This window comes from Pseudomonas sp. IT-P253, from assembly GCF_949768125.1.
In the GTDB taxonomy this organism is placed as follows: Bacteria; Pseudomonadota; Gammaproteobacteria; order Pseudomonadales; family Pseudomonadaceae; genus Aquipseudomonas.
Genome location: NZ_CATKPT010000039.1, coordinates 1 through 19294, shown reverse-complemented (window position 1 = coordinate 19294; position 19294 = coordinate 1). Strand labels below are relative to the sequence as shown.

The 19294-nt window shown below is 59.8% G+C and carries 17 protein-coding genes; 7 read left to right on the top strand and 10 right to left on the bottom strand.

The window, feature by feature from the left end; translation table 11 throughout:
• Positions 1 to 102: 102 nt before the first annotated feature.
• Entirely contained in the window at positions 103 to 1140 is a 1038-nt protein-coding gene (mreB, locus tag ACM6IR_RS19950) for a rod shape-determining protein MreB (RefSeq protein ID WP_002555108.1), read from the bottom strand.
• 210 nt (positions 1141 to 1350) lie between these two features.
• Between mreB and gatC the strand changes: the two genes are divergently transcribed.
• The 6 genes from gatC to ACM6IR_RS19920 all read left to right on the top strand — a co-directional run bounded on the left by gatC (position 1351) and on the right by ACM6IR_RS19920 (position 6565).
• Entirely contained in the window at positions 1351 to 1638 is a 288-nt protein-coding gene (gene gatC, locus ACM6IR_RS19945; RefSeq protein ID WP_007901429.1) for an Asp-tRNA(Asn)/Glu-tRNA(Gln) amidotransferase subunit GatC, read from the top strand.
• A 16-nt stretch (positions 1639 to 1654) separates the two neighbouring features.
• On the top strand, positions 1655 to 3106 hold the full coding sequence (gene gatA / locus ACM6IR_RS19940; protein WP_414909288.1) for an Asp-tRNA(Asn)/Glu-tRNA(Gln) amidotransferase subunit GatA: 1452 nt from the start codon (positions 1655 to 1657) through the stop codon (positions 3104 to 3106).
• A 10-nt stretch (positions 3107 to 3116) separates the two neighbouring features.
• Complete coding sequence (gene gatB, locus ACM6IR_RS19935; protein WP_201114888.1) at positions 3117 to 4562, top strand: Asp-tRNA(Asn)/Glu-tRNA(Gln) amidotransferase subunit GatB; 1446 nt, start codon at positions 3117 to 3119, stop codon at positions 4560 to 4562.
• A gap of 142 nt (positions 4563 to 4704) precedes the next feature.
• A complete protein-coding gene (locus tag ACM6IR_RS19930) occupies positions 4705 to 5079 on the top strand; it encodes a septal ring lytic transglycosylase RlpA family protein (protein WP_414909287.1) in 375 nt (124 codons plus the stop codon).
• A 50-nt stretch (positions 5080 to 5129) separates the two neighbouring features.
• A complete protein-coding gene (locus tag ACM6IR_RS19925; protein ID WP_414909286.1) occupies positions 5130 to 6191 on the top strand; it encodes a calcium/sodium antiporter in 1062 nt (353 codons plus the stop codon).
• Positions 6188 to 6565: a carboxymuconolactone decarboxylase family protein gene (locus ACM6IR_RS19920; protein ID WP_414909285.1), complete on the top strand. Its 378-nt coding sequence runs from the start codon at positions 6188 to 6190 to the stop codon at positions 6563 to 6565. Before ACM6IR_RS19925 ends, ACM6IR_RS19920 begins: the two co-directional genes overlap by 4 nt.
• A 94-nt stretch (positions 6566 to 6659) precedes the next feature.
• Here ACM6IR_RS19920 and ACM6IR_RS19915 read toward each other — a convergent pair whose 3' ends face one another.
• The 5 genes from ACM6IR_RS19915 to kdgD form a co-directional block, all read right to left on the bottom strand.
• Complete coding sequence (locus ACM6IR_RS19915; RefSeq protein ID WP_414909284.1) at positions 6660 to 7601, bottom strand: AEC family transporter; 942 nt, start codon at positions 7599 to 7601, stop codon at positions 6660 to 6662.
• Positions 7602 to 7791: 190 nt separating this feature from the next.
• Positions 7792 to 9345 (bottom strand): galactarate dehydratase, encoded by a 1554-nt coding sequence (gene garD, locus ACM6IR_RS19910; RefSeq protein ID WP_414909283.1) that lies wholly within the window; start codon positions 9343 to 9345, stop codon positions 7792 to 7794.
• A gap of 11 nt (positions 9346 to 9356) precedes the next feature.
• Entirely contained in the window at positions 9357 to 10730 is a 1374-nt protein-coding gene (locus ACM6IR_RS19905) for an MFS transporter (protein ID WP_414909282.1), read from the bottom strand.
• 168 nt (positions 10731 to 10898) lie between these two features.
• On the bottom strand, positions 10899 to 12344 hold the full coding sequence (locus ACM6IR_RS19900; RefSeq protein WP_414909281.1) for an aldehyde dehydrogenase family protein: 1446 nt from the start codon (positions 12342 to 12344) through the stop codon (positions 10899 to 10901).
• Positions 12345 to 12414: 70 nt separating this feature from the next.
• Positions 12415 to 13326, bottom strand: coding sequence for a 5-dehydro-4-deoxyglucarate dehydratase (gene kdgD / locus ACM6IR_RS19895; RefSeq protein ID WP_414909280.1), 912 nt, complete (start codon positions 13324 to 13326; stop codon positions 12415 to 12417).
• Positions 13327 to 13679: 353 nt separating this feature from the next.
• Between kdgD and ACM6IR_RS19890 the strand changes: the two genes are divergently transcribed.
• A complete protein-coding gene (locus ACM6IR_RS19890; RefSeq protein WP_414909279.1) occupies positions 13680 to 14057 on the top strand; it encodes a hypothetical protein in 378 nt (125 codons plus the stop codon).
• 51 nt (positions 14058 to 14108) lie between these two features.
• On the opposite strand, the gene ACM6IR_RS19885 is transcribed toward ACM6IR_RS19890, so the two are convergent.
• From ACM6IR_RS19885 to ACM6IR_RS19870, 4 genes are all read right to left on the bottom strand, one after another.
• Positions 14109 to 14858: a FadR/GntR family transcriptional regulator gene (locus tag ACM6IR_RS19885; protein ID WP_414909278.1), complete on the bottom strand. Its 750-nt coding sequence runs from the start codon at positions 14856 to 14858 to the stop codon at positions 14109 to 14111.
• A 181-nt stretch (positions 14859 to 15039) separates the two neighbouring features.
• Positions 15040 to 16767: an ABC transporter ATP-binding protein/permease gene (locus tag ACM6IR_RS19880; RefSeq protein ID WP_414909277.1), complete on the bottom strand. Its 1728-nt coding sequence runs from the start codon at positions 16765 to 16767 to the stop codon at positions 15040 to 15042.
• Between the two features lie 97 nt (positions 16768 to 16864).
• Positions 16865 to 17431: a response regulator transcription factor gene (locus ACM6IR_RS19875; protein WP_414909276.1), complete on the bottom strand. Its 567-nt coding sequence runs from the start codon at positions 17429 to 17431 to the stop codon at positions 16865 to 16867.
• Positions 17424 to 18686 carry an ATP-binding protein gene (locus ACM6IR_RS19870; protein WP_414909275.1) on the bottom strand — a complete coding sequence of 421 codons (1263 nt, stop codon included), beginning with the start codon at positions 18684 to 18686 and terminating at the stop codon, positions 17424 to 17426. Before ACM6IR_RS19870 ends, ACM6IR_RS19875 begins: the two co-directional genes overlap by 8 nt.
• Between the last annotated feature and the right edge of the window lie 608 nt (positions 18687 to 19294).

Here is a 19294-nt window from a genome sequence, read left to right as displayed (position 1 = left end):
CATCAAACCGGCCTGGATGCAGACTGACAGAAGATAAACGCCAACAGGCAGCACTGCAAAGTGCTGCCTGCGCGCTCAACAGCATAGGTGCATCGGGCGAGATCACTCGCTCGATAGCAGGTCCATGGTGTGCTTATCCATCATTTCCAAGGCACGACCACCGCCGCGAGCGACGCAGGTCAGCGGGTCTTCGGCAACGATGACCGGCAGTCCGGTTTCCTGGGCCAGCAGCTTGTCGAGGTCGCGCAGCAAGGCGCCACCACCGGTCAGCACCAAACCACGCTCGGCGATATCGGAAGCCAGTTCCGGAGGCGATTGCTCCAGGGCGCTTTTCACAGCCTGAACGATGGTGGCCAGGGACTCTTGCAGAGCTTCCAGCACTTCATTGGAGTTCAGGGTGAATGCGCGTGGAACGCCTTCGGCCAGGTTACGGCCGCGCACGTCGACTTCACGAACTTCGCCGCCCGGGTAAGCCGTACCGATTTCCTGCTTGATGCGCTCGGCGGTGGATTCGCCGATCAGGCTGCCGTAGTTGCGACGCACGTAAGTGATGATCGCTTCGTCGAAACGGTCGCCGCCAACCCGTACGGATTCGGCGTAGACCACACCATTCAGGGAGATCAGTGCGATTTCAGTGGTACCGCCACCGATATCGACAACCATCGAACCGCGCGCTTCTTCAACCGGCAGGCCGGCACCGATCGCAGCGGCCATTGGCTCTTCGATCAGGAATACTTCACGGGCACCGGCACCGAGGGCCGACTCACGGATGGCACGACGCTCAACCTGGGTGGATTTGCACGGAACGCAGATCAGCACGCGAGGGCTAGGCTGCAGGAAGCTGTTTTCGTGAACCTTGTTGATAAAATATTGCAGCATCTTTTCGCAGACGCTGAAGTCGGCGATCACGCCGTCCTTCATCGGACGAATGGCAGCGATGTTGCCCGGCGTTCGGCCGAGCATGCGCTTGGCTTCCGTGCCGACAGCAACGACACTTTTCTGGTTACCGTGTGTCCGAATAGCCACAACGGAGGGCTCATTCAGGACGATACCGCGCTCGCGCACGTAAATAAGGGTGTTGGCAGTGCCCAGGTCAATGGAAAGATCGCTGGAAAACATGCCACGCAGTTTCTTGAACATGGGAAAGGGACCCTAGGCAACGCGTGGGTAAAAAAGTGCGGCAAACTCTAACAACGACAGGGATTTTGGGCAAGGCGCCAATATGTTAAATTGGCCGCTTTTCTGTGCACCAACCCCCACAATCGCGGCCTTATGACCGTAGAAATGCGGTAGTGTTCCGACAATCTAACACACGGACGCCGTCCGTTCTGTTTTCCACTGGAGATTCCCATGGCGCTTGAACGCTCCGACGTGGAAAAAATCGCGCATCTGGCCTGCCTTGGCCTCAATGATGCCGATCTTCCACACATCACTTCGGCCCTGAACAGCATTCTCGGGCTGGTCGACGAAATGCAGGCGGTCAATACCGACGGTATCGAGCCGCTCGCCCATCCACTGGAAGCCAGCCAGCGCCTGCGTGCAGACGTCGTGACCGAGACCAATCATCGCGAGGCCTATCAGTCCATCGCGCCAGCGGTCGAAAACGGCCTGTACCTGGTTCCGAAAGTCATCGACTAAAGGGAAAGAGCCTGCAATGCATCAATTGACTCTGGCCGAGATCGCTCGCGGACTCGCCGATAAAAAGTTTTCTTCCGAAGAGCTGACCAAGGTCCTGCTGGCGCGTATCGCCCAGCTCGATCCGCAGCTCAACAGCTTCATCAGCGTTACCGAAGACCTGGCGCTCCAGCAGGCGAAAGCCGCTGACGCACGCCGGGCCAAGGGTGAGAGCGGCGCCCTGCTCGGTGCGCCGATCGCCCACAAAGACCTGTTCTGCACCCAGGGCATCCGCACCAGCTGTGGCTCGAAGATGCTCGACAACTTTAAAGCCCCGTATGACGCCACCGTGGTTGCCAAGCTGGCCGCTGCTGGCGCGGTAACGCTCGGCAAGACCAACATGGACGAATTCGCCATGGGTTCGGCCAACGAGTCGAGCTACTACGGCGCCGTGAAAAACCCGTGGAACCTCGAACACGTTCCCGGCGGTTCGTCCGGTGGCTCCGCGGCGGCCGTTGCCGCTCGTCTGTTGCCGGCAGCGACCGGCACCGACACTGGTGGCTCGATCCGTCAGCCCGCCGCACTGACCAACCTCACGGGCCTGAAACCGACGTACGGTCGCGTTTCGCGCTGGGGCATGATCGCTTACGCCTCCAGCCTCGATCAGGGCGGCCCATTGGCGCGCACCGCCGAAGACTGCGCCATCCTGCTGCAAGGCATGGCCGGTTTCGACCCACAGGACTCCACCAGCATCGACGAGCCGGTGCCTGATTACAGCGCCAGCCTCAACGGTTCGCTGCAAGGCCTGCGCATCGGCGTGCCGAAGGAATATTTCAGCGCCGGTCTTGACCCGCGCATCGCCGAGCTGATCCACAACAGCGTCAAGGAGCTGGAAAAGCTCGGCGCCGTGGCCAAGGAAATCAGCCTGCCGAACATGCAGCACGCCATTCCTGCGTACTACGTGATCGCCCCGGCGGAAGCCTCGTCCAACCTGTCGCGTTTCGACGGCGTGCGTTTCGGCTACCGCTGCAAAGACCCGAAAAACCTGATCGACCTGTATAAACGTTCCCGTGGCGAAGGTTTCGGCCCGGAAGTACAACGCCGGATCATGGTCGGTGCCTACGCGCTGTCGGCCGGTTACTACGACGCCTACTACCTGAAGGCGCAGAAGATCCGCCGTCTGATCAAGAACGACTTCATGGCTGCGTTTAACGAGGTCGATATCATCCTCGGCCCAACCACGCCGAACCCGGCCTGGAAGCTCGGTGCCAAGAACAGCGACCCGGTCGCTGCATACCTGGAAGACGTGTACACCATCACCGCCAACCTCGCGGGCCTGCCAGGTTTGTCCATGCCCGCCGGTTTCGTCGACGGTCTGCCGGTCGGCGTGCAACTGCTTGCCCCGTATTTCCAGGAAGGTCGCCTGTTGAACGTTGCCCATCAGTATCAGCAAAACACTGACTGGCACACCCGCACCCCAACCGGCTTCTGAGGAGAAACACATGCAATGGGAAGTCGTGATCGGGCTGGAGATTCATACCCAGCTCACCACCCGGTCGAAAATCTTTTCCGGTAGTTCCACCACGTTCGGTTCCGAGCCGAACACCCAGGCCAGCCTGGTAGACCTGGGCATGCCCGGCGTGCTGCCGGTGCTGAACCAGGAAGCGGTGCGCATGGCGGTGATGTTCGGTCTCGCCATCGATGCCGAGATCGGCCAGCACAACGTGTTCGCCCGTAAAAACTATTTCTACCCCGACCTGCCAAAGGGCTACCAGATCAGCCAGATGGAATTGCCGATCGTCGGCAAGGGCCACCTGGACATCGCCCTGGAAGACGGCACGGTCAAACGCGTCGGCATCACCCGCGCGCACCTGGAAGAAGACGCCGGTAAAAGCCTGCACGAAGAATTCACCGGTGCCACCGGCATCGACCTGAACCGTGCTGGCACGCCGCTGCTGGAAATCGTTTCCGAGCCGGACATGCGCAGCGCCAAGGAAGCCGTGGCTTACGTCAAGGCGGTCCACGCGCTGGTGCGCTACCTCGGCATCTGCGACGGCAACATGGCCGAAGGTTCGCTGCGTTGCGACTGCAACGTGTCGATCCGTCCAAAGGGCCAGGCCGAATTCGGCACGCGCTGCGAGATCAAGAACGTCAACTCGTTCCGTTTCATCGAGAAGGCGATCAACACCGAAGTGCAGCGTCAGATCGAACTGATCGAAGACGGCGGCAAGGTGATCCAGCAGACCCGCCTGTACGATCCGAACAAGGACGAAACCCGTCCGATGCGCAGCAAAGAGGAAGCCAACGACTACCGTTACTTCCCGGATCCGGACCTGCTGCCAGTGGTCATTGAAGACTCGTTCCTCAACGACGTGCGCGCCACCCTGCCGGAATTGCCACCGCAGAAACGCGAGCGCTTCCAGGCGCAGTTCGGTCTGTCGGTCTACGACGCCAGCGTCCTGGCCACCAGCCGCGAGCAAGCCGATTACTTCGAGAAAGTCGTGAGCATCGGCGGCGACGCCAAACTGGCGGCCAACTGGGTAATGGTTGAGCTGGGCAGCCTGTTGAACAAACAGGGCCTGGACATCGACCAGTCGCCGGTCTCGGCCGAGCAACTGGGCGGCATGCTGCTGCGCATCACCGACAACACCATCTCCGGCAAAATCGCCAAAGTGGTGTTTGAAGCCATGGCCAACGGCGAAGGCAGCGCGGACGAGATCATCGACAAGCGCGGCCTGAAGCAAGTCACCGACACGGGCGCAATCTCGGCGGTGCTGGATGAAATGCTCGCGGCCAACGCGGAACAGGTTGAACAATACCGCGCGGCAGACGAAGCCAAACGCGGCAAGATGTTCGGCTTCTTCGTCGGCCAGGCCATGAAAGCCTCCAAAGGCAAGGCCAACCCGCAACAGGTTAACGAACTGCTGAAAAGCAAGCTCGAAGGCTGATGAGAATGGAGCCAGATCTCAAGCCTGGCTCAAATCCCTGTAGGAGCGAGCTTGCTCGCGATGGAGTATCAGTCGACATCTATGTAGCTGACACCCCATCGCGAGCAGGCTCGCTCCTACAATTGCTTCGGGAAACCTTCAAATGAAGCGTCTACTTGGCGCCTGCGCCCTGCTCTCTCTGCTGGCCGGTTGCGCCAGCACCGATATCATCAATCCACACGGCTATGACCAGACGGGTGTGGCGTCCTATTACGGCGCCAAACACCAAGGTAAACGCACCGCCAGCGGCGAGCGTTTCGACAAGAATTCCCTGACCGCCGCCCATCGCCAGTTGCCATTCGGTACGCGGGTGAAGGTCACCAATCTGAACAACGACAAGTCCTGTGTCGTCCGTATCAACGATCGCGGGCCTCACACTCGTGGACGGCTGATCGACCTGTCTCATGAGGCGGCCGAGAAGTTGGGCATGCTGGGCAGTGGCACCGCGCGGGTTCGTGTACAAGCCCTCGACAACTGAACGCCGGAGCCCCGACTATTTTCGGACTTGCCGATGTACCGCTGCTCAGCGTGATTGAATTGCTCAGCGGCTTGTTTCTATTGATCGCCGGCGCCGAGCTGATGGTGCGCGCCGCCGTGCGCCTGGCCGCGCGCCTGCATGTGCGACCGCTGATCATCGGCCTGACGATTGTCGCCCTCGGCAGCAGTGCGCCGCAAATGGCAGTCAGCCTGCAAGCCACCCTGGCGCAAAACGCCGACATCGCCGTCGGCAGCGTGATCGGCAGCAGCATTTTCAACATCCTCGTCACCCTCGGGCTCTCGGCGCTGATCATTCCGCTACGGGTTTCACGGCAATTGGTGCGCCTGGATATTCCACTGATGATCGGCGCCAGCCTGCTGGTGTTCGTCCTGGCGTGGAATGAAGAACTGTCCCGGATGGACGGGATGATTCTGCTGGCCGCCCTGGTGCTGTATCTGGGCTTGTTGCTGCGTCAGTCACGGCATTCGGCCCGACCGCAATCCAGTGCTCAGGAAGGCCACCAAGTGCCCTGGGTCAGCAGCCTGCTGATGATCATCGGCGGATTGGCGATGCTGATCTACGCCGGGCACTTGTTGCTGGGCGCGGCGGTTTCGGTCGCCACTGACCTGGGGCTATCGGAGCGGATCATCGGCTTGACCATCGTCGCCGTCAGCACCTCGCTGCCGGAATTGGCCACCTCGTTGATCGCGGCATTGCGCGGTCAACGGGAAATCGCCGTGGGCAACGTGATCGGCAGCAACCTGTTCAATCTCTTGGGCGTGCTCGGCGTGACCGCGCTGATTGCACCGTCGCCGCTGTCGGTATCGCCCAATGCCCTGGATTTCGACCTGCCGGTGATGCTTGGTGTCGCGACGCTGTGCCTGCCGGTGTTCTATTCCGGGTACCGGGTGACCCGCGCCGAAGGCCTGCTGTTTTTGGGGTTGTACCTGGCTTACGGTCTGCACGTGGTGTCGTTCACCACCGGCATGCCACTGGCCGGCAAGCTCGAACACCTGATGCTGTTTTTCGTCCTGCCGGCGCTGGTGGCGTTTTTGCTGTTCACGTCGCTACGCGCCTGGCGTCGCCAACACCACAAGAGGGAATTGCCATGAACGACAATAAAAAGCCCGGCGTTGAAGTGCGCCGCCAAGTGATGGGCGACGCCTTCGTCGACCGCGCACTGGGCAATGCCACCGAGTTCACCCAGCCATTGCAGGACTTCGTCAATGAACACGCTTGGGGCGGCGTGTGGAATCGCGAAGGCTTGCCGCTGAAAACCCGCAGCCTGATCACCCTCGCCGCGCTGACTGCGCTGAAGTGCCCGCAAGAATTGAAAGGTCACGTGCGGGGTGCGCTGAACAATGGCTGCACTGTGGAAGAGATTCGCGAAGCGCTGCTGCATTGCGCGGTGTACGCCGGCGTACCGGCAGCGATCGATGCGTTTCGCGCGGCGCAGGAAGTGATTGATACCTACCAGAAGCCTTAGTAAGCAGGGCCATCGCCTTCGCGGGCAAGCCTCGCTCCTACAAGGAGCGAGGCTTGCCCGCGAACGGACCTAAACAACACCACAAATTGCGAAGTTAGATCCACCCGCCCCACTGCAACAAAAAGATCCCCATGTTAGTGGTAACCGCCGCCATCAAGGTGGTGATCACGATGATCGCTGCCGCCAGCTCATGATTGCCATTGGCCTGACGGGCCATGACAAAACTGGCGGCGGCGGTCGGGCTGCCGAAGTACAGAAACAGAATCCCCAGCTCCGCCCCACGAAAGCCCCACAGCCATGCCCCCAGGGTTGCCAGCACCGGCAGGCCGATCATCTTCACCAGGCTTGAGCTCAGCGCCATGTTGCCGCTTTCGCGTAAGGCCGCCAGCGACAACGTGCCACCGATACAGATCAGCGCCAACGGCAACGTGGTTTGCGCCAGATACTGGCCGGACGTTTCCAGCCAACCCGGCAATCCGATCTTGAAATACGCAAACGGCGCCGCCGCAATCACGCTGATGATCAACGGGTTGATCATCACACTTTTGAAAATGCTCCACGGGTCGGACTTGATCACCGGGCTGTACACCGCCAGCACAATGGTCGACAGCGTGTTGTACAACAGGATCACCAGCGCGGCGAGAATCGCCCCGAGGGAAATCCCGTAATCGCCGTACATGCTTGCGGCCAGCGCGAGACCGATGACGCCGTTATTACCGCGAAAGGCGCCTTGGGTATAAATCCCCCGGTCTTCTCGCGGGCATTTCCAGATTGCCCAGCACCAGGCAATGGCGAAACACACCAGGGTCGCGACCGAGAAGTAGATCAATAGCGCGGGTTGCAAGGCTGCGTTCAGGTCGGCATGCAGGATGCCCAGAAACAGCAACGCCGGCATGGTGACGTTGAACACCAGGGCCGACGCTGTGTGGATGAAGTTGTCGTTGATCCAGTCGATGCGCTTGAGCAGCACCCCCAGAAACAGCATGGCAAACACCGGCGCGGTGATGTTCAGGGTTTCGAGGAAGATAGCCAGCATGCCGGGGGGGAACCTTGGGTGAGCGTCGTTAGGGGGCTAATGATAAGCCACCCGAGGCGTTGGCGTCTGGTAGACCGCCTTCGCGGGCAAGTCGGATCGCCGCACCGCTCGCTCCTACAGGATTGTGTCATACGTGTTATGACCTGAACTGTAGGAGCGAGGCTTGCCCGCGAAGAACGATAACGCGGTCTTAAGTGATCGGCGCCGGGTTGAACAAGGTGATGTCGTTATGCAGCTTATGCTGCTCCGCCCACGTCTGCTTCCTGCCGCTGGCCACGTCCAGGTAGTAGTGGAACAACTCCCACCCAAGGTCCTCGATCGACGCCCGCCCGGTCGCAATCCGCCCGGCATCAATGTCGATCAAATCCGGCCAGCGTTGCGCCAGCTCGGTCCGGGTCGACACCTTCACCACCGGCGCCATCGCCAAACCGTAAGGCGTGCCGCGCCCAGTGGTAAATACATGCAGGTTCATCCCTGCCGCCAACTGCAATGTCCCGCAGACAAAGTCACTGGCCGGGGTCGCGCAGAAAATCAGCCCCTTACGCTTGAAGCGTTCGCCAGGGCCCAGCACGCCGTTGATGGCGCTGCTGCCGGATTTGACGATCGACCCCAGGGACTTCTCGACAATGTTCGACAACCCGCCCTTCTTGTTTCCCGGCGTGGTGTTGGCGCTGCGATCCGCTTCGCCTTTGGCCAGGTAGCGATCGTACCAGTCCATTTCCCGCACCAGTTCCTGGGCGACTTCTTTGGTTTCCGCCCGGGAGGTCAACAGGTAAATCGCGTCACGCACTTCGGTGACTTCGGAAAACATCACCGTCGCGCCAGCCCGCAGCAGCAGGTCGGAAGCAAAACCCAGCGCCGGGTTGGCGGTGATGCCGGAGAACGCATCGCTGCCGCCGCACTGCATGCCGAGGATCAGCTCTGAGGCCGGCACGGTTTCCCGACGACGTTGATCGAGTTTCTTCAAACGGGTCTCGGCCAGCGCCATGATCTGCTCGATCATCTCGGTGAAACCATGACTCGAATCCTGCAAGCGATACAGCCATGGATCGCTCAAGTCCACTGAACGGTCGTTTTCGTGCATCACCTGCCCGGCCTGCAATTTCTCGCAGCCCAGGCTGATGACCAACGCCTCGCCCCCCAGGTTCGGGTTGCGCGCCAGGTTGCGCACGGTACGGATCGGGATGTAGGCGTCGGTGGCGGTGATGGCCACGCCACAGCCGTAACTGTGGGTCAGCGCGACCACGTCATCGACGTTCGGGTACTTGGGCAGCAATTCATCCTTGATACGCTTGACCGCATGATCAAGCACACCGGTCACGCACTGAACCGTCGTGGTGATGCCAAGAATGTTGCGCGTGCCGACGGTGCCGTCGGCGTTGCGATACCCCTCGAATGTAAAGCCTTCCAGCGGTGCTTGCGCGGCCGGCACTTCGGTGGACAGCGGCAGGCTGTCCAGCGGTGGCGCGGTGGGCATGCGCAATTGATCTTCCTTGACCCAGCTGCCGCGCGGAATCGGCTGCAGCGCGTAGCCAATGGTCTGGCCGTAACGAATCACCTGGCCACCCTCGGGAATGTCTTCCAGGGTGACCTTGTGGCTCTGTGGCACGAAGTCCACGGTGACCAGCCCGTCTGGAAACTCGGTGCCGGCCGGCACGCCTTGGTCATTGACCACGATCACTACGTTGTCCCGCTCGTGCAGGCGGATGTAGCGCGGCGAGTCTGAATGTTCAATCAACTGCATGACGCCGCTCCTCAGGAATGCGCTTGAGACATTTTGTTGTTTGTTTCAGGACCGCTGACAGGCGGTTCCTGGAGTACCACACGTTTGATCGGGCCGACGATCACCAGGTAGCTGAACACCGCGACCAGTGCGTTGCAACCGACAAACACCAGCGCCCACTTGAACGAACCGGTAGAGCTGATGATGTAGCCGATGACAATCGGGGTGGTGATCGAAGCGATATTGCCGAACATGTTGAACAGGCCACCGCTCAATCCGGCAATCTGCTTCGGTGAAGTGTCCGAGACAACTGCCCAGCCCAGTGCGCCCACGCCTTTACCGAAGAACGCCAGGGCCATGAAGCCGACGACCATCCATTCAACATCAACGTAGTTGCAGGCAACGATGGTGGTCGACAGTAACAAGCCGCCGATGATTGGCGCTTTGCGGGCGAACGTCAGGGAGCGGCCCTTGCGCAGCAAATAGTCGGAAATGATGCCGCCGAGCACCCCGCCAATGAACCCGCAGATTGCCGGCAACGAGGCGATGAAACCCGCCTTGAGGATCGTCATGCCGCGCTCTTGCACCAGATAAACCGGGAACCAGGTCAGGAAAAAATATGTGATGCCGTTGATGCAGTATTGGCCCAGGTACACGCCGAGCATCATGCGGTTGGTGAGCAACTGACGCACGTAATCCCACTTCGGGCCGTCGGCGCGCTTGCCTTTGCCGTTGCTTTTATCCTGATCCATGTCCACCAGACCGCCGTTGTCGGCGATGTGCTTGAACTCGGCCTCGTTGATCATCGGGTGTTGGCGCGGACTGTGGATAACCTTCAGCCAGATCAGCGAGAACACGACGCCGATGCTGCCCATGACCACGAACACATGCTGCCAGCCGAAGGTGTAGACAATCCAGCCCATCAGCGGCGCAAACAACACGGTGGCGAAGTATTGAGCCGAGTTGAAGATCGCCGACGCGGTACCGCGTTCAGCCGTCGGGAACCAGGCCGCCACAATGCGTGCGTTGCCAGGAAACGATGGCGCTTCGGCCAGGCCCACCAAAAAGCGCAGCATGAACAGCGCAACGATCGCCGTCGACATACCAAACTCACCGACATAACCCTGCAGCACGGTGAACAACGACCAGGTGAAAATGCTCAGCGCGTAGACTTTTTTCGAGCCAAAACGGTCCAGTAACCAGCCACCGGGAATTTGCCCGGCCACGTAGGCCCAACCGAACGCCGAGAAAATATAACCGAGGGTGACCGCGTCGATGCCGAGGTCTTTTTGCAGGCTGGAGCCCGCAATCGCGATAGTGGCCCGGTCGGCGTAGTTGATCGTGGTCACCAGAAACAGCATGAGCAAAATCAAATAGCGGACGTGGGTCGGCTTGGTCGCTTGCATGGTAGATGTACTCCCACTGATTATTTTTATGCGCGGGTAAAACTGTTTATTCACCTGTAGGAGCGAGCTTGCTCGCGATGGTGGTCAACGATGACGCGGGGCATCAGGTGGAGCGCCGCGTCCTCAAGACCATCGCGAGCAAGCTCGCTCCTACAGGGGGTTATTGCGTTATGAGCCGATGTAGCTGGTTTTCACCACGGTGTAGAACTCTTGTGCGTAGCGACCTTGCTCGCGGGATCCATAGGATGAACCTTTACGCCCGCCGAAGGGAACGTGGTAATCCACACCTGCCGTCGGCAGATTGACCATCACCATCCCGGCCTGGGAGTGACGTTTGAAGTGGTTGGCGTACTTCAGCGACGTCGTGGCGATGCCCGCCGACAGACCGAATTCAGTGTCGTTGGCCATGGCCAGCGCGGCGTCGTAATCGGCGACGCGAACGACGTTGGCCACCGGGCCAAAAATCTCTTCGCGACTGATGCGCATCGCGGCTTCACTGTCGGCAAACAGCGTTGGCGCGAGGTAGTAGCCTTCGGTATCGCAGGTCACCAAACCACCGCCACTGACCAGACGCGCACCTTCGGACTGGCCGATGTCGATGTACTTCAGGTCCTGTTCAAGTTGCGCCTGGGAAACCACTGGACCGATGTCGGTGCCGGCTTTCAGGGCGTGACCGACCTTGATCGACTTCATGCGCTCAGCCATGGCTTCGACGAACCGGTCATGGATGCCGGCGGTGACGATGAAACGGCTCGATGCGGTGCAACGCTGACCGGTGGAGTAGAACGCACTCTGTACCGACAGCTCGACCGCTTGCTTGAGGTCGGCGTCGTCGAGAATGATCTGTGGGTTCTTGCCCCCCATTTCCAATTGAACCTTGGCCTGGCGCGCGACACAGCTAACGGCGATCTGACGACCCACACCGACGGAGCCGGTGAAGCTGATGCCATCCACTTTCGGGCTCTGAACCAGTGCATCGCCAACTACTCGACCGCTGCCCATCACCAGGTTGAACACGCCAGCCGGGAAGCCTGCGCGGGAGATGATTTCAGCCAGTGCCCAGGCACAACCCGGAACCAGATCAGCCGGTTTCAACACGACGCAGTTGCCGTACGCCAGGGCCGGGGCGATTTTCCACGCAGGGATTGCTATCGGGAAGTTCCACGGCGTGATCAGGCCAACAACGCCCAGCGCTTCGCGAGTCACTTCAACGTTCACACCCGGACGTACCGACGGCAGGTAGTCGCCGGACAGACGCAGGCATTCACCGGCGAAGAACTTGAAGATGTTACCGGCGCGAGTCACTTCGCCGATGGCTTCAGGCAGAGTCTTGCCCTCTTCCCGAGCCAGCAAGGTGCCGAGCTCTTCGCGGCGGGCGAGGATTTCAGTACCGACTTTGTCCAGTGAATCGTGACGAGCCTGAATACCCGAAGTCGACCAGGCCGGGAACGCGGCGCGCGCGGCGTCGATGGCGGCATGGACCTGTGCCAGATCGGCTTTGGCGTATTCACCGATGGTATCGGTCAGTTCGGACGGGTTGATGTTGCTGCAATATTCACTGCCGGCAACCCATTCGCCGTTGATGTAGTTATCAAAACGCTTTGTATCTGCCACGGGCTTTCCCCTAAAAAGAAGTCCTCACGCAAAAAGCCGCTGATTGCTCAGCGGCCTTGCTTAATCAGTGTTATTGCGCGCCTTGCTTGTCGATCAGCGCGGCGAGCATTTCGTACTCTTCGCCCGTCAGATCGGTCAGCGGTGCACGCACAGGACCGGCGTCATAGCCGGCAATTTTTGCCCCGGCCTTGACGATGCTCACCGCGTAGCCGGCTTTGCGGTTACGGATGTCCAGGTACGGCAGGAAGAAGTCATCGATGATCTTGCCGACGGTGGCATGATCATCGCGAGCAATGGCGTGGTAGAAATCCATCGCGGTTTTCGGGATGAAGTTGAACACCGCCGAGGAGTAAACCGGTACGCCCAGCGCCTTGTAGGCGGCGGCGTAAACTTCTGCGGTCGGCAAACCACCCAGGTAGCTGAAGCGGTCACCGAGGCGGCGACGGATCGACACCATCAACTCGATATCGCCCAGGCCATCCTTGTAGCCGATCAGGTTCGGGCAGCGCTCTGCCAGACGTTCCAGCAACGGAGCCGTCAGGCGGCAGACGTTACGGTTGTAAACCACTACGCCGATTTTTACCGATTTGCACACCGCTTCAACGTGGGCGGCAACGCCGTCCTGGCTGGCTTCAGTCAGGTAGTGCGGCAGCAGCAACAGGCCCTTGGCGCCCAGACGCTCGGCTTCCTGCGCGTATTCGATGGCTTGACGGGTAGAACCACCGACACCGGCCAAAATCGGCACGCTGGTTTCGCAGGTGTCGACGGCGGTCTTGATGATTTCCGAATATTCGCTGGCCGCCAGAGAGAAAAACTCACCGGTGCCACCCGCGGCGAACAACGCCGTGGCGCCGTAGGGAGCCAGCCACTCGAGACGTTTGATGTAGCCCGTGCGATGGAAATCGCCCTGAGCATTGAAATCGGTCACCGGGAAGGACAGCAGGCCGGAAGAGAGGATGGACTTCAGTTCTTGTGGATTCATTATTCGAACACCCTGGGTAGCAACGTATGTGTGTGAGTGAGTGAAATGCGTTCAGCCTGCGGCCGAGTTGTAAGTCATCGTACAACTATAAATACAACCGTCAACTGTATTTCATCGCCAGGCCCGGATTATTTGCCAAAAAAGCCTCGGCAAGCGCCAGCAACCAGGGAAATTACGGGCACCGATTTTGTTCAGGGATTCAGAGATACGTTGTCAGAAGAGTCATACGAGCGCGGGAATCAAGGCCGTCATAGCCTGAAACGGTTGGACCCAACCCCTAAGCCAGCGGCTTCTACACTAAAGAAACCGCCGTAAATGAATCACGGCCAACTTCGCAGGGAGTGCGAATCCTCATGACTTTTGCCCCACCCGTTCTTCCTCAGCTCCCGGGTCACGAACCTGAAAAAGTTACCGTGACGTTGTCGAGCCTGAATGACACGCTGAACGTCCTTATCCCGGACTCCGACGAAATCCCGCCTGACTGGACTGTCTATCTGATTCTTGGGGCGGACGCGGAATATCCCGAGTGGGATAGCCATGATGTACCGACAGGCATCTGGGATGACCCCATCGACGATGCGATAACGACGCGCAAGGGAATCGAACTGGAAATTCCCAAGGCCGAGCTGGAAAAGTACAAGAATCGAGCAGTGGAGCTACGTTACAAATTCCTCGATGAGTCCAGCTTCGAGCCTTGCTCCGAACCGCTGCTGCTTCATATCGAAGCGTAATCAGCGATCCTTCACCTGATCATTTCCACGCAGAGCGTGGGAATGATCCAGTTAGCCGCGCTGCGCCTCTGCCTCTTCATGGGCGTGACGCAAACGCTCACGGCTGTTGGTCAGGTGCAATCGCATCGCGGCCCGTGCCGCATCGGAATCCTGGCGGGCAATCGCGTCGTAAATTTCCTCGTGCTCACGGCTGAGACGATTCATGTAGTGCTGCTGGTCATCATGAGCCAGGCGCGCCGAGTTGAGGCGGGTGCGCGGAATGATGCTGGTGCCCAGGTGGGTCATGATGTCGGTGAAGTAGCGGTTGCCGGTCGCCAGGGCAATTTGCAGGTGGAACTGGAAGTCCGAAGCCACGGCATCGCTGGCATGGGAGGCGCTTTCATTCAGCGCGTCCAGGGCGGCGCGCATCAACGCCAGCTGCTCGGTGCTGCGACGTTGCGCCGCGAGGCCGGCAGACTCCACTTCGAGGCTGATGCGCAGTTCGAGGATCGCCAACACGTCACGCAGGGTCACCACGGTCGCCGGGTCGATCCGGAAACCGCTCGGGCTCGGAGTATCGAGCACGAAAGTGCCGATGCCGTGGCGGGTTTCCACCTGCCCGGCGGCCTGCAAACGGGAAATCGCTTCACGCACCACGGTGCGGCTGACGCCATGGGCATCCATGATCGCCGACTCGGTAGGCAATTTGTCGCCGCGTTTGAGGTGACCGTCGCGGATCTGCTCGGACAGCACCGTCACCAGTTCCTGAGCGAGGCTGCGGCGCTTGCGAGGGAGGCGAGGTGCGTCGATCGGGTTTTCCATGGTGAACGTCTTACTCGAAAAAATCGGCTGAAACCGCATCATATCTCATGCGAGTTGTACGATCACCCACCGCCCTCTGTAGGAGCGAGGCTTGCCCGCGAAGGCCATCACGCGGTTTCCACTTAGGACCACGTTATCGTTCTTCGCGGGCAAGCCTCGCTCCTACAGAAGGGGATGGTGATCAGGCGGTGACGGCTTGATCCACCAGGTGACCATTGTCGATACGAATGTGCCGCGCATGGAAGCGCTTCAGGCTGCTGCGATGCCCGACGCTGACGATGCTCAGCCCCGGCAACTCATCGATCAACGCCTGATACAGCGACGCTTCGTCCTCTTCGTCCATCGCCGAGGTCGCCTCGTCCATGTACAGCCATTGCGGCGCATACAGCAGCGCACGAGCGAAGGCCAGACGTTGCTGTTCACCCGGCGACAACATGCGCTGCCAGTGATTGGCTTCGTCGAGACGGGCAACGAGGTGTGGCAGGCGACACGCTTCCAGCACATGAACGTAGCGCTCGTGCGTATAGGTATCGCCGGCTTGTGGATAACTCAGCACGTCACGCAAGGTGCCAATCGGCAGATACGGCTTTTGCGGCAGGAACAGATAACGCGCTGCCGGCAGACGAATGCTGCCATGGCCAGCCGGCCACAAATGCCCCATCGCCCGCAGCAAGGTCGACTTGCCACTACCGGAACGGCCGCTAAGCATCACCCGCTCGCCCTCCTCCACCGTCAAGTCGGCGTTGGTCAGCAGGTGACGACCATCGGCCAGGTCGAGGCCCAGGTTGTGTATTTTCAGGTCCGAGCCCTGATTCTGTACGTCGATGGCCGGTTGGCGGTCTTCGTTATCAGTCATGGCCTGACGGAAACTCAGCAGACGATCACAGGTGGCACGCCAGGAGGCGAGGTCCTGGTACGCACTGATAAACCAGCTGAAACTCTCCTGAACGTTGCCGAACGCCGAGCCGATTTGCATCAGCTCACCGAGTTCGATCTTGCCAGAGAGGTAGCGTGGCGCGGCAACAATGAACGGAAAGATGATGGCGGCCTGGGTGTAACCGGAGGTGAAGAAAGTCAGACGCTTGGACACCTTCATGATGTCCCAGAAATTGTGCCAGACCATGCCGAAACGGTTGCTCAAGCGACGATTTTCATTGGGCTCGCCATTGTACAGGGCAATACTTTCGGCATTCTCGCGAACCCGGACCATGGAGAAACGCAGGTCGGCTTCGAAGCGTTGTTGTTGGTTGTTCAGACCGATCAAGCGACGACCGATCAAATGCGTCAACCAGCTACCGACCGCGGCATAGACCAGTACACACCAGAACATATAGCCGGGAATGGTAAAGCCCAATACTTCAATGCTGCCCGAGACGCCCCACAGAATGATCGAAAACGATACCAGGCTGACCACGTTGCGAATTAGACCAACGCCCAGGCTCAAGGTGTTCGTGGTGAAGTTGTTGAGGTCTTCGGAAATCCGCTGGTCCGGGTTATCGGTGTAACCGCCCTGCTCCAGCTGGTAGTAATTCTTGTCGCCGAGCCAGCGGGCGAAATGTTTTTCAGTGAGCCACGCCCGCCAGCGGATGGTCAGCATCTGAGTCAGGTACAGCCGGTACACGGCCCCGACAATCGCCACTGCCGCAATCGCGCAGAAATACAGAATCAGCTGCCAGAACGCGGCTTCGTCCTTCTTCTGCAGGGCATTGTAGAAATCCTTGTACCAGGTGTTGAACCACACCGAGATCCCCACGCTGATCAGTGACAGCGCAATCACCGCGATCAGCAGCGTCCAGGCCATGACCTTTTCTTCACTGCGCCAGTAAGGTGTGGTTATCGCCCAGACTTTGCGAAAAAACTGCCCGCGCACAGCATCGTTGACCGCGGAATATTCAGCGTTCTGATTCATGGTTCAGACTCGGTAAAGAAAAGAACACGCACGAACCGATCATAGATGATCGGCTCGGTTTGTCGCGAGGAGTGGCCGGCATTCGTTCAGCACAGGTTCAGCGACGAACGGGGCGCTTCTGCAGTTTGCGCTGCAGCGTGCGGCGGTGCATGCCCAAGGCGCGGGCCGTGGCGGAGATGTTGCCTTCGTGTTCCGTCAGCACGCGCTGGATGTGTTCCCACTGCAAGCGGTCGACCGACATCGGGTTTTCCGGCACCAGGGTGTCGAGGTCGGCATGTTCGGACAACAACGCGGCCAGCACGTCATCAGCGTCCGCCGGTTTGCACAGATAATTACAGGCGCCGCGCTTGATCGCCTCGACGGCGGTGGCAATGCTCGAATAGCCGGTGAGAATCACCACGCGCATTTCCGGGTCCAGCTCCAACAGCTTGGGCAACAGCACCAGGCCGGAGTCACCGTCCATTTTCAGGTCCAGCGCGGCGTAGTCCGGCAGGTCGGCTTGAGCGATGGTCAGGCCTTCTTCGGCGGACCCGGCGGTACTGACGCGAAAACCACGGCGGGCCATGGCACGGGCCATTACGCGGGTAAAAGTTGCGTCGTCGTCTACCAGCAGCAAATGCGGCAGCTCTTCACCTTCGGCTTCGACTTGGATTTCGTCACTCATGTTCGTCTCCTCGGGCGACACGGGGCAGGCGCAGCTCGGTGAGCGTGCCACCTTCCTCATGACTGTAGAGTTTCACTGAGCCGCCGGCGCGTGTCACGCTGGCCTTGCTCAAAAACAGGCCCAGGCCGAAACCTTTGCCCTTAGTGGTAAAAAATGGTTTGCCGATTTGTTCGGCAATGGCCAGCGGCACACCGGCGCCGTGGTCGCGAATGCTGATGGTCAAGTCCTCGGCATTCCAGTCCAGCGTCACTTGCAGCCCTTCGGGGCATGCGTCGGCGGCGTTGTTCAGCAAATTCAGCAGCGCCTGGGTCAGGTCCGGCGGCGGCGCCATGCGTGGCACCGCGCCTTGGCCCAGTCGCTGGAAGCGGTAACTGGCTTCCGGGCGCATCAGGTGCCAGCGGTTCAGGGCTTCGTCGAGCCAGTCGGTGACGTCCTGCATCTCCACCGCCAGACGGCGATTGGCCTCCGCCGCCCGAACAAGTTGTTGCAAGGTCTCTTTGCAGAGTTTGACCTGGTCCTGCAGCACGCTCAGATCGTCCTGCAACAGCGGGTCGTGATGGTCCTGGCGCATTTCCTTGAGCAACACGCTCATGGTCGCCAGCGGCGTACCCAGTTCATGCGCGGCACCCGCAGCCTGAGTCGCAACGGCCAGCAATTGCTGGTCGCGCAGGCCCTCTTCGCGACGGATGGCACGCAGCTCTTCCTGGCGACGCAGCTCTTCAGCCATGCGCGCGGCGAAAAAGGTGATGACTGCTGCGGCCAGGGCGAAACTCAGCCACATCCCATAAACCTGCAGGTTTTCCCGGGCGATCGGGAAGGTTTGCAGCGGATAGAAGCGCGCCAGCAACAAGGTATACATCGTCAGCGCGATGCCCGACAGCACCACCGAATAACGCCATGGCAGCGTCACCGCGGCGATGGTCAACGGCACCAGGTAATAAGAGACGAAGGGATTGGTCGATCCGCCGGAGAAATACAGCAAGGCACTGTGGATAAACAGGTCGCAGGCCAGTTGCACCGCGTATTCGAGCTCGGTAACCGGCCATGAAGTGCGCAGGCGAATCGCCGTGAACGTACACAACAACATCGAGCAAACGAGGGTCGCAGCCAGTTGAAACCAGGGCAGCGGCAGTAACTCGAGCCAGTAGGCCAGACCAACGGAACCGGCTTGAGCGGCCAGTACCAACGTGCGGATGAACGTCAGCCGCCAGAGATTCTGGCGAGTGGCGGAAGTGATGTGAACGGCGGCGAGCATGAGCTCTCCTGATGAGCGCTCCAGGCGGATCGCACGGAGTATAACCAAGCACGGGGCCCGGCAGGCGAAAGTGCGGCAAACGGCCACAGCCTATTGGTCGATACACATTCCTTGTAGCAGCTGGCGAAGCCTGCGTTCGAGCGCGAAGCGCTCGCAATTGGGTTGACGCGTATTACCTGAAGGAATGAGGTCTCAGGTTTTACGACCGCTTTGCGCTCGAACGCAGGCTTCGCCAGCTGCTATGTATGGACTCGCCCCCACTTTCAACCCGCTTTTGAACACTGCTACCCGGTTGCATCTATGTATAAGGCCTATTCGAGGAAGCCTTCATCGGCTTCTGGCCAACATTGGGTAAGCTCGCGGTATGCCCATTACATTGAGGCCTCGAGGGCCGGTAGCAGCTCAGGCATCTATCCGCGACGGTCTGACCTGGGGTCAATGTTCTTCAGCATGGGTTGAGGCGGCTCAGCGCCCCGGTGGCAGAACTCTGTCGATGACGCTTGATCAGCCCCTCATCACGGCCTCTGGCCAGTGGCCGGTTGGCGATGATAGGTCTGCTCGTTTTGCAGCAGCACCCACATGATGCGCAGGTTGCGGTTGGCCAACCG